The 14,670-nt window shown below is 73.0% G+C and carries 13 protein-coding genes; 9 read left to right on the top strand and 4 right to left on the bottom strand.

What is annotated here, in order from left to right; all coding sequences use genetic code 11:
* Nucleotides 1–207, top strand: a 207-nt coding sequence (locus AB0G11_RS47095; protein ID WP_357593651.1) for a prolipoprotein diacylglyceryl transferase family protein, incomplete at its 5' end; no start/stop codon positions are given.
* A 110-nt stretch (nt 208–317) separates the two neighbouring features.
* On the opposite strand, the gene AB0G11_RS47090 is transcribed toward AB0G11_RS47095, so the two are convergent.
* Entirely contained in the window at nt 318–2,126 is a 1,809-nt protein-coding gene (locus tag AB0G11_RS47090) for a cellulose binding domain-containing protein (RefSeq protein WP_357593649.1), read from the bottom strand.
* Nucleotides 2,127–2,304: 178 nt separating this feature from the next.
* On the opposite strand from AB0G11_RS47090, the gene AB0G11_RS47085 reads away from it, so the two are divergent.
* Nucleotides 2,305–2,838, top strand: coding sequence for a SigE family RNA polymerase sigma factor (locus tag AB0G11_RS47085; protein WP_219520041.1), 534 nt, complete (start codon nt 2,305–2,307; stop codon nt 2,836–2,838).
* Nucleotides 2,835–3,914, top strand: a complete 1,080-nt coding sequence (locus AB0G11_RS47080; protein ID WP_357593647.1) for an ABC transporter substrate-binding protein — start codon at nt 2,835–2,837, stop codon at nt 3,912–3,914. Before AB0G11_RS47085 ends, AB0G11_RS47080 begins: the two co-directional genes overlap by 4 nt.
* Here the strand turns inward: AB0G11_RS47080 and AB0G11_RS47075 are convergent.
* A complete protein-coding gene (locus tag AB0G11_RS47075) occupies nt 3,868–4,764 on the bottom strand; it encodes a helix-turn-helix domain-containing protein (RefSeq protein ID WP_357593645.1) in 897 nt (298 codons plus the stop codon). The genes AB0G11_RS47080 and AB0G11_RS47075 overlap by 47 nt on opposite strands.
* Nucleotides 4,765–4,890: 126 nt before the next feature.
* Between AB0G11_RS47075 and AB0G11_RS47070 the strand changes: the two genes are divergently transcribed.
* The gene (locus tag AB0G11_RS47070; protein ID WP_357593643.1) at nt 4,891–6,321 is read left to right on the top strand and encodes a serine hydrolase domain-containing protein; all 1,431 of its coding nucleotides are present in this window, start codon (nt 4,891–4,893) and stop codon (nt 6,319–6,321) included.
* 75 nt (nt 6,322–6,396) lie between these two features.
* On the top strand, nt 6,397–7,872 hold the full coding sequence (locus AB0G11_RS47065; RefSeq protein ID WP_357593641.1) for a serine/threonine-protein kinase: 1,476 nt from the start codon (nt 6,397–6,399) through the stop codon (nt 7,870–7,872).
* Nucleotides 7,873–7,879: 7 nt separating this feature from the next.
* On the opposite strand, the gene AB0G11_RS47060 is transcribed toward AB0G11_RS47065, so the two are convergent.
* Together AB0G11_RS47060 and AB0G11_RS47055 are read right to left on the bottom strand one after the other, a co-directional pair.
* On the bottom strand, nt 7,880–8,392 hold the full coding sequence (locus AB0G11_RS47060) for a flavodoxin (RefSeq protein ID WP_357593639.1): 513 nt from the start codon (nt 8,390–8,392) through the stop codon (nt 7,880–7,882).
* On the bottom strand, nt 8,389–9,201 hold the full coding sequence (locus AB0G11_RS47055; RefSeq protein WP_357593637.1) for a universal stress protein: 813 nt from the start codon (nt 9,199–9,201) through the stop codon (nt 8,389–8,391). Before AB0G11_RS47055 ends, AB0G11_RS47060 begins: the two co-directional genes overlap by 4 nt.
* A 712-nt stretch (nt 9,202–9,913) precedes the next feature.
* Here AB0G11_RS47055 and AB0G11_RS47050 point away from each other — a divergent pair.
* From AB0G11_RS47050 to asnB, 4 genes are all read left to right on the top strand, one after another.
* Complete coding sequence (locus AB0G11_RS47050; RefSeq protein ID WP_357593635.1) at nt 9,914–10,345, top strand: RidA family protein; 432 nt, start codon at nt 9,914–9,916, stop codon at nt 10,343–10,345.
* Complete coding sequence (locus tag AB0G11_RS47045) at nt 10,342–11,718, top strand: hypothetical protein (RefSeq protein ID WP_357593633.1); 1,377 nt, start codon at nt 10,342–10,344, stop codon at nt 11,716–11,718. Before AB0G11_RS47050 ends, AB0G11_RS47045 begins: the two co-directional genes overlap by 4 nt.
* 99 nt (nt 11,719–11,817) lie before the next feature.
* Entirely contained in the window at nt 11,818–13,116 is a 1,299-nt protein-coding gene (gene aroA / locus AB0G11_RS47040) for a 3-phosphoshikimate 1-carboxyvinyltransferase (RefSeq protein WP_219511033.1), read from the top strand.
* Between the two features lie 17 nt (nt 13,117–13,133).
* Nucleotides 13,134–14,663, top strand: coding sequence for an asparagine synthase (glutamine-hydrolyzing) (gene asnB / locus AB0G11_RS47035; protein ID WP_357593631.1), 1,530 nt, complete (start codon nt 13,134–13,136; stop codon nt 14,661–14,663).
* Nucleotides 14,664–14,670: the final 7 nt, after the last annotated feature.

Raw genomic sequence — 14,670 nt, 5'->3', positions numbered from 1 at the left:
GGGCGGCTGTTCGCCCTCTACGTGGCGGGTTACACGCTCGGGCGGTTCTGGATCGAGGGGCTGCGCATCGACCCGGTGGGCGGGGTCGACCACGCGGTGACGCTCCTGGGGCTGCGGATCAACCAGTGGACCTCGATCGTGCTGTTCGCCGGCGCGCTCGTCCACCTCTGGGCGACCCGTGACAGGGCCGCCGCCAAGACGGCCTGAGCCTCCGGCGGCCCGGGAGCGCCCCTCACCCCTTCAGCCCGGTGTGGGCCCCCGTGGGGTGGGGTGCCGCGCGGAGGCGGGGGGACGCCTCCGCCTCCGCGCGGTCTGCGTCAGCTCGTGGTGCAGGGCGAGCCGTTGACGGTGAAGGCCGCCGGCGCCGGGTTGGACCCGGTGTGGCTGCCGCTGAACCCAGCCGAGACGGACGCGCCGGGCGCGACGCCGCGGTTCCAGTCGAGGCTCGCCGCGGTGACGGCGGTGCCGGTCTGGGCGAAGGTGGCGTTCCAGCCGCTGATCACCTGCTGGCCGGCCGGGTAGGACCAGCCGATGGTCCAGCCGTCGACCGCGGTCTGGCCGGTGTTGGTGAAGGTCACCTCGGCGTTGAACTGGTTGTCCCACTGCGAGGTGATGCGGTAGGTCACCTTGCAGGAACCGGCCGCCGCGTCGGGCGGGGTGGTGACCGTGACCGTGCCGGACGGGGCCGACAGGTTGCCCGCCGCATCCCGGGCCCGGACGTAGTAGGTGTAGGTGGTGTCCGGGGCGAGGTCGCCGAGCTGGGCGACGGTGCCGGTGTAGGAGCCGACGGGCTGGCCCGCGCCGGTGTGGAGGTCGTACCCGGCGACGCCGACGTTGTCGGTGGAGGCCGTCCAGGTGAGCGTGACGCCGCGCGCGGTCAGGCCGCTCGCGACCGGGGTGCCGGGCGTGCTGGGCGCGACCGTGTCGTCCGGCGCGGGGCCGGGGGCGGCGTACAGCAGCCGGTTGGGCGAGCCCTCGCCGATGCCGGTCAGCACGTCCTTGGTGGAGCTGCTGATGATGGCCGCCTTGCTGTCGGCCATCGTGGCGGCGGGGTTCTCCTGGAGGTGGCGGGCGATCCAGCCGGTGACGTGCGGGGCGGCCATGGACGTGCCCGACCAGGCGCCCGAGGCGGTGTCGCTGGTGCTGACCGAGGAGGTGATCGCCGTGCCGGGCGCGAACACGTCCACGCACGGCCCGAAGGAGGAGAAGCTCGCCTTCTCGTCCAGGATGGTCGTCGCGCCGACCACGACCCCGCGCGGCGAGCGCGGCGCGTTGGTGCAGGCGTCGGTGTTGTAGTTGTTGGCGATGAACACGGTCTGCACGCCCGAGTCGATCAGCCCTTCGGCGGCGTCGTTGCTGGCCGTGCCGTAGCCCTGGAGGCTGAAGTTGGCCACCGAGCGCGGCGGGTGGTTGGCCGCGACCCAGTCCATCGCGGCGACCAGGTCGCTGGTCAGGCCGCTGTTGTTGCAGTTGAGCACGCGCACCGCCACCAGGTTGACGGCCTTGGCCACGCCGTACGTGGCGCCGCCGACCGTGCCCGCGACGTGCGTGCCGTGGCCGTGGCAGTCCTCGGTGGTGCCGTCGGCGACGAAGTTGGCGCCGAAGGACGCCCGCCCGCCGAACTCGGTGTGCGTGGTGCGGATGCCGCTGTCGACGATGAACGCGGTGACGCCCGCGCCGGTGGCGTTGTAGGTGTAGCTGTTGTCGAGCGGCAGGGCGCGCTGGTCGACGCGGTCGAGGCCCCAGCTCGGCGGGTTGGGCTGCACGGTGCTGCCGGTGATGACGGAGTCCCGCTCGACGTAGGCGACGGCCGCGTGCGCCCGTACCGCGGCCAGCGCCTTGCCGGGCAGGACTGCCGCGAACCCGGCCAGCGCCTTGCCGTAGCGGCGGGTGACCCGGCCGCCGTTCACCACGGTGTCACGTTCCAGCGAGGAGCGTAAGTCGCGCGAGCGTGCCTTCTCGGGCTTCATGACCACGATGTAGCGGTCCTCGGCTCCGGCCTGCGGCTCGCCCGGCGTGAGCAGCGGCGCCGGCTCCGCCGCCTGGGCGGGGACCGCGATCACCGCCAGCGGCAGCGCGAACGCCGCGCCGAGAGTGGCCAGCCTGAGTTTCCATGCCTGGGGCAATGCTTCGTCCCTTCAGAAGTGATCTTGACTTCTGGAGGCTATCCGATCTTGGTTTCCGGCCGATGGCCGCCCCTCGTGAACGGCAGCCGACATCTGGGTGTCGAACCGGGTCCGGGGTCCGGTGCCAACCTTTCGGGGGGTTCGCGGCGTTTGGGGGGTGACCGAGTTGAGGAGAGACGTGGATCGCGATGCCAGTTTCCGGGCGTTCGTCGATGCTCACCAGCGCCCGTTGATGCGTCTGGCATACCTGCTGACCGGTGAGGTGCATCTCGCCGAGGACCTGCTGCAGAGCGTGCTGGTGCGGATGGTCGGGCGCTGGCCGAGGTTACGCCGGATGGACCGGCCCGACGCGTACGCCCGCAAGGCCCTGGTGAACCAGTACATCTCGTGGCGGCGGCGGCGCGTCACCGGTGAGGTGCTGAGCCCGGAGCCGCCCGAGCGGGGCTATTCGACGGAGGACTCCACAGTCCTGCGGATCGTGCTGCGCCAGGCGCTGATGCGGCTGACCCCCAAGCAGCGCGCGGTGATCGTGCTGCGCTTCTACGAGGACCGCACCGAACGTGACGTCGCCGGGCTGATGGGCTGTTCGGTCGGCACGGTGAAGAGCCAGACGCATCACGCCCTGGCCCGGCTGCGCGCGCTGGCGCCCGAGCTGGCCTCGCGCCTGCCCGTTCTGGACGATCCGGCCGACATGAGGGAGGCGCGCCGATGACCTGGCTGGGAGACGCTCTCGGGCGTATCGCGGAGGACATGCCGGACCGGGATCTGGCCGCCCGGGCCATCGAGATCCACCGGCGCAGGCGGCGCAACCTGGTGGCGCTCACCGCGGCGGCCGTGGTCGTCGTCACGGTGCTCGCCGCGACCGTCGGCGTCCGCGCGCTGCCCGGCGCGCGGCAGGAGCCCGCCGCGCCGGCGCCCCCGCCCGAGCGGAGCACGCTCCGGGTCGGGGTGGTGGCGAGCGCGGCGGCGGCGCCGCTGTACGTGGCGAACGCCAAGGGGTTCTTCCGGCAGGAGGGGCTGACGGTGGAGCCGCACGTGATCCCCGCCGCCGCCGCGGGTCTGCCCCGGGTGAGCGCCGGCGATCTGGACCTCGCGCAGACCGACTATCTCGCGACGCTGATGGCGGCCGAGAACGGCCACCCCCTGAAGATCGTCGGCAGCCTCCACCAGGCGCGGCCGGGGACCACCGCGCTCGTGGTCGGTGCCGGGTCCCGCATCAGGTCCGTGGCCGGGCTCAAGGGCAGGAGGATCGGCGTCGCCGGGCTGAGGAGCGTCGAGGAGCTGGCGCTGGAGGCCACGCTGGAGCGCGCCGGGCTGAGGCGGAGCGACGTCGTCCTGGTGGAGACCCCGCTGCCCGAGCTGATCGGCGGGCTGGAGAAGGGCCGGTTCGCGGCGGCTCTGCTGGTGGAGCCGTTCGTCTCCCAGGGGGTCGCGCAGCGGCGTACGCGGGTGCTGGCGGACCCGATGACCGGCGCGTTCGCGGGGCTGCACGTGGCCGGGTGGATGGCCGGCGACGACTGGGTGCGGCGCAACCCGGCCACGCTGGCCGCGTTCCGGCGCGCGCTCGCCCGGGCGCACCGCCTGATCGCGGAGGACCCCGGGCAGGTCGCGGCGATCCTGCCGCACTACATCCGCATCACCGAGCCGGCCGCCCTGCGGATCAGGCAGGGCGTCTATCCCGCCACGCCGGACCTGGAGGAGCTGCGGCGGCTGGCGGACCTGGCGCACGAGCGGAAGTGGCTCAAGGCCCCGCTCGACCCGGCGGGCCTCGTCGTGCCGCCCGGGTGAGCGCGGGCGGCCGGGGCGCCGCGTGGCCGGGCCAGGCGAGGTCGTCCACGGCCAGGAACGCCTCGCCGGCCACGGTCGCGGGGGTGGCCCCGGTGTAGGCGAGGACGTCGCGGTGCAGGTGGGACTGGTCGACGTAGCCGGCGTCGGCCGCGACCTGGGCCGGGCTCTCCCCCGCGACCAGGCGGTGGGCGGCGTGGTCGAAGCGGACCAGCTTCGCCGCCTGCTTGGGCGGCAGCCCGAGCTGCGACCGGAACCGGGACCAGAGCCGTTTGCGGCTCCACCCGACCTCGACCGCGAGCCCGTCGACCCGGGCCCGGCCGCGGCCGGCGGCGATCCGGTGCCAGGCCCAGGCGACCTCCGGGTCCACGGGCGGCCCGGCGCCGTCGCGGCGGGCGAGCAGCTCGTCCGTCAGCGCGAAGCGTTCCTGCCACGAGGCAGCCTCGCCCAGCCGCTCGCGGATGCGTGACGCCTCCGCGCCCCACAGGTCGTCCAGCGGCACGACGGCGCCGTCGAGCTCGGCCGGGGAGACGCCCAGGACCGCGCCCGCGGCCACCGGGGACAGGCGCACCTGGACGCACGCGACGTTCTCCCCGCGCACCCGGACCGCGCCCGCGGCACCGAGGCCGGGCCCGGCGACGATGCTGCCGCCGCGCCCGTGCCCGGGGGCGCCGTCGAGGACGGGCGAGCCGTCGCCGAAGTTCAGGACCACCGTCACGGCCGGGTGCGGCACCATCCGGAGCGTGTCCAGGTCACGGACGCGGAACCCGGCCATGGTGACGCCGGCCACCCGGCTGGGCCGCCGCGGGCTCTCGACCCCCCACGCCGCCGGCCCGTGCATGAACGTCCGCACGCCCCCATGCTACGGCCGGGCGCAGGCATGCCGGGCGGGCGCGGCCCCGGCGCGTACGTCGCGCCCGAGTCCGGGCCCGCCCTTAAATCGGTGGGGCGGTTTCGGTGGCTTTGTTACGGTGCCGGGATGCCTTCTCACCGCGCACTGCTGCCGCGCTCGACACCGGCCGCCTCGGGGGTGTCGTCGCGCGCCGTCGCCGCGCTGCTGGACCGGCTCGGGGAGCGGTCCGTCGAGTGCCACTCGATCATGGTCGTCCGCCACGGTCACGTCGTCGCCGAAGGCTGGTGGGCGCCCTACTCGGCCGGGCGCCCGCACCTCCTGTACTCGGTGACCAAGTCGTTCACCTCGGTCGCCGTGGGGCTCGCGATCGCCGACGGGCTGCTCTCGCTCGACGATCGGGTGGTGGACGTGCTGCCCGACCACGTCCCGGCGGGCGTCTCGGCGCAGGCGCGCCGCCTCACCGTCCACCACCTGCTGTCCATGACGGCCGGCTACCGCACGGACAGCCTCGGCGAGGCCTGGCGGCTCGAACCGGGCGACCTGGTGAAGGGCTTCCTGCGCATCCCGTTCACCGACCCCGAGGGGACCCGGCACACCTACGACAACGCGACCACGTACGTGCTGGCCCGGATGGTCGAGCGGGTCACCGGACTCGGCCTGCCGGAGCTGCTCGACGAGCGCCTGTTCGAGCCGATGGGCGTCGATCACGCCGAGTGGGACCGGGTGGCGAGCGGCGCCGCGTTCGGCTTCCACGGCCTGCACCTGACCACCGAGGCCGTCGCCGCCTTCGCCGAGCTGCTGCTGCGCGGCGGCGTCCGCGGGGACCGGCGGCTCGTCCCCGCCGCCTGGATCGAGCTGGCCACCAGGCGGCACGCCGACCCGCTGCCGCCCGAGGACATGCCGGGGGACGCCGACTTCCTGGACGGTTACGGCTACCAGTTCTGGACGTCGCCGCACGGCTTCCACGGCGTCGGCTCCTTCGGGCAGCAGTTCGTGGTCGCCCCGTCGCACGATCTGGTGGTCGTCCTGACCGGCGCCCACCACCAGGAGCAGGGCGTGCTCGACGCGATCTGGGAGTGCCTGCTGCCCGGCCTGGACCGCGCCGACAGCGCCGGGGACGACGAGGAGCTGGCCGCGCGGCTGCGGGGGCTGTCGTTCGCGCCGGTGCCGGGGACCGCCGAGCCGGGGCGTCCGGTCGAGGCGCGGCTCGACGCCTGCGCCGAGGGGTCGCCGCTGCCCGAGGGGAGCACGGTGGCGGCGGAGCCGGTGGACGGCGGGTGGCTCCTGCGGCTCGGGGCTTCCCTCGTCGTCGAGGCCGGGCACGGCGGGTGGCGGGAGAGCGCGCCGCTCGGCCGTCCCGTCGTGGCGTCCGCCGCCTGGCAGGGCGACACGTTCGTCGCCGACGTCTATGTCATCACCACGCCGCACCGGGTCAGGCTGGTGGTGGACGCCGTCGCGCGGACGGCGGTGGCGGCGTGGAACATCGTCCCCCTGACCGGCCCTAGCCTTGAGGTGCACGTGCGATCACCGCTGATGACCCGGCCCGACGTCGCCTAGACGCCGCGCCGGCGCCGGTCGTCGCTTAATGTCCAAGGCGGGGGCGCTGCCGGAGCAAGGAGGAAGACGTCGGGAATGAGCACGCGGACGCAGGAGCATCTGGGCCCGTACCGGCTGATCGAGAAGATCGGCGAGGGCGGCATGGGAGTCGTCCATCTCGGACTCGACGGCGCGGGCCGGCAAGTCGCGATCAAGGTGTTGCACCCGCACGTGGCGGCCGACCTGAAGGCGCGCGACCGGCTGGTCCGCGAGGTGGAGACCATGCGGCGGGTGCGCAGCCGGTACGTGGCCGAGACGCTCGACGCGGAGCTGACGGGCGGCACCCCGTACGTGGTGACGCGGTTCGCCCCGGGGCGCACGCTGGAGGCGACGATCCTGGACCGGGGCCCGCTGGGGGCCGGTGAGGTCGTCGCGCTGGCCAGGAAGCTGTGCCAGGCGCTGGTGGACATCCACGAGGCCGGCGTCATCCACCGCGACCTCAAGCCGTCCAACGTCATGCTGGTCGGGGACGAGCCGCTGGTGATCGACTTCGGCATCGCCCACCTGGTGAACGCGGCCCGGCTGACGCAGTCCGGGATGTTCGTCGGCACGCCCGGATACCTGGCTCCGGAGATCATCCGGGGCTCGGTGATCACGCCGGCGGCCGACGTGCACGCGCTGGCCTCGACGGTGTTCTTCGCCGCTACGGGGCTGCCGCCGTTCGGGACGGGGACGTTCGAGGCGGTCTGCTTCAACACGCTGGAAGGCCGGGCGCAGATCGACCGGGCCCCGGCGTGGCTGCGGGGCTGGCTGAGCCGGGCGCTCCAGGTCGATCCGGCGGCGCGGCCCAGCGCGCGGGAGCTGCTGCGAATGGCCGGGGCGCTCGACCCGGGCGGGCGCGCGGAGCCGGTGCGCCCGGTGCCTCCAAGCCCGGAGCCCGTAAGCCCGGAGCCCGTGCGGGCGGACCGTACGCGGGCCTTGGACACGGTCTCCGACCTGCTCCCGCCGGTCCGGTACGCGCCGGCCGGCCCCGTGGCCGCGCCCGCGCCGACGGTGCATGCCGAGCGGCCGGAGCCCGAGCGCCCGTCGCCGCCCCGGGAGCCCTTCGACCTGCGGCGGTTCCTGGCCGGCAGCGACTTCTCCGGGGTGCTCGTCCTGGTGACGCTGATGGCGCTGACCGTGCTCAAGCCGGTCGGCGTCGGGCTGACCGCGGCGGCGCTGTCCGTGGCGCTGCGGGCCGGGGCGTACTTCCTGGGCGAGCACCGCCGGACGCTGTCCAGGGTCGTGCTCGTGACGGTGGGCCACGTCGTGCTGTCGCTGGCGCTCGGCATCGCCGCCTCCAGTTTCCTGCACTGGACCGGCCGGTTGAGCACCAGCCACGTGGAGCCGCTGGCGGCGGCCGTGTTCACGCTGGGGCTGTTCGTGCTGCCGGGCGCGGGGACGGTGCGGCAGGCGGCGTCGCACGCGCTGGCCCGGCTGCTGCCCGGCCACCGGGCGATCGTGGTGTCGTCGGCGGTGCTGGGGCCGATCGCGCTGATCTTCGTGATCGCGGCGATGACCACGCTGCTGTAGCGGGGGCTCAGCCGCGCACGGAGGCGGTCGCGGCGTCCTGCTCCGCCGGTAGGTGCCGGGCGGCGAGGGTCTCACCCCATCGCCTGGCACGGTCCAGCTCGCCCTCGGCCGGCGGGCCCTGGGCGGCGGTGACGGCGAAGCTCCGCGCCGGGGCGACGGACCTGACGCCGAGCCGCCGCAGCGATCTGGTCAGCGCGCGGGCGGCCGAGCCGGGCAGGCGGGGCCTGCCCACGCGGGTGTCGAAGGCGGCCGAGCCGAGCGTGGCCGGCGGCGGGTCGAGCGCGGCCAGCCATTCCCGCACGCCCCCGCCCCGCGGGACGGGCGCCCGGCTCATCGGGGAGGCGTGCGTCGGCGCGCCCATCACCAGGAGCGTGACGTCCTCCCCCAGGCGGGCGGGCGTGGCGGCGGCCTCGCGCGCCTCGGCCGGCATCCGGGTGGCCAGGCCCTCCGCCACCGCTTCGGCGATCAGCCGCGTGCTGCCGTACCGGGACTCGTAGAGCACGAGCGCGACGGGGCTCATGGGCGCGGCCGGACCACGGCGACCGGGCACGGCGCGTGGTGGAGCACGCCGTGGCTGACCGAGCCGAGCAGCGCCGAGGCGAAGCCGCCCCGCCCGCGCGAGCCCACCACGACCAGGTCGGCCGACTCGGCCGCCTCGACGAGGGCGGAGATCGGGTGGATGCGCGACTGCTCGTCGGTGATGACGAGGCCGGGGTTGGCCAGCCGCCAGGGCGTCACGCGCTCGCGCGCCATGCGCATCTCGTCCTCCATCGCCTCCTCGATCAGGCCGGTGTACGCGACGGCGTGCGAGGAGAAGAACGGCGGCATCTGCCAGGACGTGACCACGTGCAGCTGGGCCTGGCGGGCGCGCGCCTGCTGGACGGCGTACTCCATGGCGGCGTGTGAGTGCTCCGAGCCGTCGTAGCCGACCACGACCCTGCCGTGCTCGACCACGCGCGGGGCGCGGACGACGACGACCGGCCCGGCGGCGTGCCCGGCCACGGCGACGCTCACCGAGCCGACCAGCAGCCGGGTGAACCCGCCGAGCCCGCGGCTGCCGAGCACCAGGCTGTCGGCCGTCGCGGATTCGCCGATGAGCCGGTCGGCCGCGTGCCCGGGCAGCGACTCGGTGGTCACCTCGACGTCGCGGGTCAGCGCGAGCGCCCGGTCGGCGGCGATCTCCAGCGTCTCTCCGGCGTCCGTCTCGTGCCCGCACACGTGCACGATCCGCAGGTCCAGCCCGCGCCGCTGGGCGTCGGCCGCCGCCCATTCCACCGCCGCGGCCGCCGGCGCGGACCCGTCCACGCCCACCACGATCCGATCGGCCATCTCACGTCTCCTCACTGCCTGCCGGCTCTCGCCGCCAGCCTCGCCCCGGCGGCCCGCACGGCACAGGAGGAGGAAGTCCCGGAAGGTCCGGCCATTGGTCCCGAGCGGGTCACTCCCGGCATACCCCGCCCGGCGGGGACCGGCGCGGCCCTGCCGCGGTGACGTGTCCGATCGTCCGGAGGATCGGAGGTGGCCGCCGGCGGAAGATTATAAGAAATATTCTCGCCGTCTCCCGGCCTGACTGCCGATCCGACACGGGCGGTCCGGACGAGTCTTTTCCCGGTAAGTCACCGTCCGAAATCATTCTCCTCCGGCGAAACCGGGTGCCGGACCGCCCTTCCACATGCGCTTTCTCGCCACTCCGCCCCGATGTCGATGTTGAGCCGGGCAAAAGCCGGAAGAGTGACCCTTGACTCATGTCTCCGCATGTACTTATGTAGCCAAAGGAAAGCGGGCGGCAAGGTACTGGAGGCACATCGGGGGAAATACCAGCGATCTTCCTTTGCATGATCGCGCCACACGGCGACGGGTGGAGCCGGGGGGCTCCGGAATTGCTCCCATGACGTAGGGAACCCATTTCGCCGGAAACACTTCTCTTTTGCGCGGCGGCGGCGCGAGCCTGCCGTTACTCAGTTTTCACCGCGCATTATCCGATCTCGGGCCCACGCATGCCCGAAAACACCACCTCACAAGGGAAGTCAGACGGTTGAGCATGGAAAACACCGCAACAGCAGCAGCGGACCGGCAGTCCGAGAAGAAGATCATCTTCAGCGCGTCGCCCTGGGAACCGCAGATGGGATACTCCCGCGGCGTCCGCATCGGAAACCAGGTGTTCATCGCGGGAACCGTCGCCGCCGACGGGGAGGGAAACGCGGTCGGCCACGACGCGTTCGCCCAGACGGAATTCATCATCGAGAAAATTCAGACTTCGCTGCGCCGCCTCGGCGCGGAGCTCGAGGACGTCGTGAGCACCACCACGCACCTCACCGACTTCGCCCATTTCGACGATTATGCCCGGGCGTTCCAGAAGTACTTCGGGCACATCACGCCGGTGAACACCACGGTGGCCGTCGCCCTGGTGAAGCCGGAGTTCCTCGTCGAAATCACCGCGACCGCGATACTACCGGGCACCGCGGAATCATGATGACCGGAAAAGAGGGAAGCGCGACGATGCGCCTGGTGGAAATACATCCGGCACGACGCGGCATCGGCGGGACCGGGCGCCTGCCGTACTCGAAGCCGCACATGCAGCGCGCCATTCTGCTCGGCCTGCTGACCAACGCGCCGAGCATCATCGTGAACCCGGCGTGGAGCTCGGAGGCGGAGAAGCTGTTCACGGCGGCCCGGCAGTTCGGCCTCGACGTGCTGCACGACGAGGCGGGCAAGCTGATCGTGTCGGGGGTCGGCCGGTCGCTGCGGGCGGGCCGGGCGCCGGTGCCCGTGGCGGGCTCGGCCTTCAACTTCCGTACGCTCGCCGCGCTGGCCTGCCTGTCCAGCCACGAGACCGTCATCGAGGGCGACACCTCGATGTTCGCCCGCCCGGTGCGCGAGCACATGGGGTTCATCGGCGACCTCGGCGGCCGGTTCGAGGACGTCAGCGACTCCCGGCGGCTGCGCGTGCGCATCCACGGCAGCCGCCGGCTCGGCGGCCGGACCACCGTCGACACTCGGCACAGCTCGCAGGTGCTGACGGCGGTGCTGCTGGTCGCGCCGCTGGCCCGCCGCGCGATCCGGGTGGACTGCACCGACGACCCGGTCGGGCAGGGGTACGTGGACCTGACCCTGCAGATGATGCGGGAGCAGGGCGCGGTCGTGGAGCAGGACGGGCGGTCGTTCACGATCACCCCGTCGGCCTACCAGTCGCGCATCCACCGGGTGGCCTCCGACTTCACCGCCCTGTCCTACCTGGCCGGCGCGGTGGCCACGGCCGACCACGGCGAGATCGCCGTCGCCGGCTACCAGCGCTCCTCGCTCAGCTCGGAGGCCGAGTTCTTCGAGGTGCTGGAGGCGCTGGGCGTGCGTGCCGAGCACGACAGGGTGAGCGGCGAGCTGCGGCTGCGGCGCACCTCGCCCGGCTCGGCCTCGATAGAGATCGACGGCGGCAACATCCCGACCGTCGTCCCCACCCTCGCGGCGATCGCGCCGTTCGTCGAGGCCAAGGTGACGCTGCGCAACGCGGCTCAGGTCAACAACCACAAGTGCCCGCGCATCTCGGTGATGATCGGGGAGCTGCGCCGGATGGGCTGCGCGATCGAGCCCACGTACGGCGCCGACGGCGAGGTGGACGGGTTCGCCACCGCCGGGCGGCAGGCGCCGGCCGGCGGCGTCACCGTCGACAGCCACGGTGACCACCGCATCTTCCTGAGCCTGGCCACCGCCGCGCTCGGCGCGCGGCGGCCGACGTCCATCGAGGGAGTGCAGCACCTGCACGCGAGCTTCCCCGACTACCTGGAGGTCATGGAGGGCCTGGGCGTGCGCGTCGTCACCGGCCACACGCGGGTGCAGGTCGCCAACTAGCTCCAGCAGAACCGCCAGATCACCCCGGGCGGCCGGCCGCACCCAGGCGCCGGCCGCCGGGCTCACGACGGATCCGTCGAAGACGAGTTGAGAAGGACCATGGATTTCCTCCAGTACAAGCAGCTTCACGTCCACCCGGCCAAGGTGCTCAAGGGCGAAGTCGTCCCGCCGGCCTCCAAGAGCTATTCGGCCAGGGCCGTGCTCGCCGCGTCCCTCGCCCCCGGCACGAGCGTCATCGACAACGTCGCCTCCAGCAACAACGTCAAGGCGATGATGGAGTGCTGCCAGGAGCTCGGCGCGCGCCTGACGCACGTCGAGCCCGGCCGCCTCCAGGTGGAGGGCCCCGGCAGGTTCCACGACGGCGTGACCCTCTCCCCCGGCAACTCCGGCATCGTGCTGCGCCTGCTCATGGGCGCCGCCGCGCGCAACCGCGGCATCACGTTCATGACGCCGTACCTCGACTCCCTCGGCCGCCGGGCCAACCAGGAGATGGTCGACGCGCTGCGGGCGCTCGGCGTCGTGGTCGAGGCGGGCGAGGAGGGCACCCTGCCGATCACGCTCGACGGCTCGGCCGCGCACGGCGGCGAGGTGGAGATCTCCGGCCGGCGCAGCTCCCAGTTCCTCAGCGGCCTGCTCTTCCTCGGCGGGCTCCTCGACGACGCCCTGTCGGTGCGCGTCCCGGACGAGCTCAAGGCCAAGGCGATGGTGCGGACCACGCTGACGGTGCTCGGCTCGGCCGGGGTCGAGGTCGCCGCGAGCGAGGACATGATGAGCTACCGGGTGCCGGCCGCCACCGCCTACCAGCCGGCGCACTACGTCTGCGGCAGCGACCCGGCCAGCACCGCGGCGCTGCTCGCCGTGGCCGCCTGCGTCGACTCGACGGTGGAGCTGCGGCACCACCGGCTCGAGGAGCTCGACGGGGTGCTGGCCTACCTGCGCGACATCGGCGTCAGCGTCACCGAGGAGGACTCGACGCTGCGCGTGCAGGGCGGCGGCGAGCTGCGGCCGCTGGACTTCGACGGCTCGCTGGCGCCGGACGCCGTGCTGCCGCTGGCGGCGCTGGCCGCCCACGCCGACGGCACGAGCCGCTTCTACAACATCGAGCACATCCGCTACAAGGAGTGCGACCGCATCAGCGACTTCCGCCGGGAGCTGGAGCGGGCGGGCATCGCCTGCGACGAGAAGCGGGACGAGCTGATCGTGCACGGCTCGCCGGCCGGCGTGCCCGGCGGCGTCACCGTGGACAGCCACTACGACCACGCCGTGGTCATGGCGATGAGCGTGGTCGCGCTGCGCAGCCGTACCGGGCTGACGATCAAGGACCCGCAGTACGTGGCGCAGACGTACCCCCGGTTCTTCGATGACCTGCAGCGCCTCGGCGCGACGGTCGACGCGTAACGGAGGAGGAGATCACCTTGTGCGGAATCGCAGCGATCATCGACCCCCGGGTCGTCGCCGAGGACGCCCATCGGCTGGCGGCGCGCGACCGTGAGCTCATCGCGATGCTGGCGAAGATCTGGCACCGCGGCGACCCGGAGTGCTTCGCCGAGCGGCGCTCGGAGGTGGGCGCCGCCCTCGGCGCCAACCGGCTGGCCATCGTGGACCGCGAGCACGCCCAGCAGCCCCAGTCGGACCAGCACGGCCGGATCTGGGTCGCCTACAACGGCGAGCTGTACGGCTTCCAGGACGTGCGGCGCGAGCTGGAGCGGCTCGGGCACCGCTTCAGGACCACCTCGGACACCGAGGTGATCGCGCAGGCCTACGCCGAGTGGGGCCCGGACATGCTCGGCAGGTTCAACGGCATGTTCGCGTTCGTGGTCTTCGACAGCGAGCGGCGCACCTTCCTGGCGGCCCGCGACCACGTCGGCATGAAGCCGCTCTACTACGTGGTGTCGGACGGCGTGTACCGGTTCGCCTCCGAGCAGAAGTGCCTGCTCGGGGTGCCCGGGGAGATCCGGACGCTGCCGCCGGGCAGCTACCTCACCGAGCGGGGGGTCACGCGCTACCACGAGCTCGACGACACGCCGTGCGACCTGCCCGAGCGGGACATGGTGGCGCGCTACCGGGAGCTGTTCGACGACGCGGTCAGCCGGCAGGTCGACACCGACCTGCCGGTCGCGGTCACCTTCAGCGGCGGGATCGACAGCGCGGCCGTGCTGGCCAGCGCCCGCCTGCACCACCCGGCGGTCACGGCGCTGACGATCGGGTTCGAGGGGGCCGCCGACATCGAGGTCGCCCGGCGCTACTGCCAGGAGCACGACATCCCGCACGTGGTGGCGCACCTCAACCGGGACGCGCTGGTCGACATCATCCCCGACATCGTCTACGGCGCGGAGTTCTTCGAGGCCATCGACGTCATGGACACCTGCGTCGGCTACTTCGCCTTCGAGCTGGCCAAGCGGCACGGCTTCAAGCTCGCCCTGTGCGGTGAGGGCAGCGACGAGGTCATGGCCGGGTACGACCTGTTCCGGCACCACCACGACCCGGTGGACCTGATGCGCTACCGGGTGGCGAACCTGCACCGTACGGACCTGCAGCGGGTCGACCGGTCGAGCATGATGAACTCGGTCGAGACCCGGGTGCCGTTCATGGACCGCCACCTGCTGGAGTTCGCCTACAGCGTGCCGATGGAGATGAAGCTGCGCGGCGGCGTGGACAAGTGGCTGCTGCGCGAGGCCTTCAAGGACCGGCTGCCGGCGTACATCACGAACCGCCCCAAGATCCGCATGCCGGACGGCAGCGGCATGAAGAACACGCTCGTGGAGTACGCCCGCGCCCAGGACGTCGAGGACGACACGCTCGCCAAGAGCATCGGCATCGACTCGCGCGAGGGCGCCTACTTCCTCGAACGGTATCTGGAGGCCGGGTTCCCGATGCCCGCGGAGCGGTTCAAGCGGGTCGGCTACGACTACTCCCCCAACGGCTACTTCGAGTTCGTGTCCTGACGGGCTC

The sequence above is a fragment of the Nonomuraea sp. NPDC023979 genome (assembly GCF_040639085.1).
In the GTDB taxonomy this organism is placed as follows: domain Bacteria; phylum Actinomycetota; class Actinomycetes; order Streptosporangiales; family Streptosporangiaceae; genus Nonomuraea; species Nonomuraea ceibae.
The sequence above is the reverse complement of the archived record's forward strand: the minus strand, read 5'-3'. Positions and strand labels throughout refer to the sequence as shown.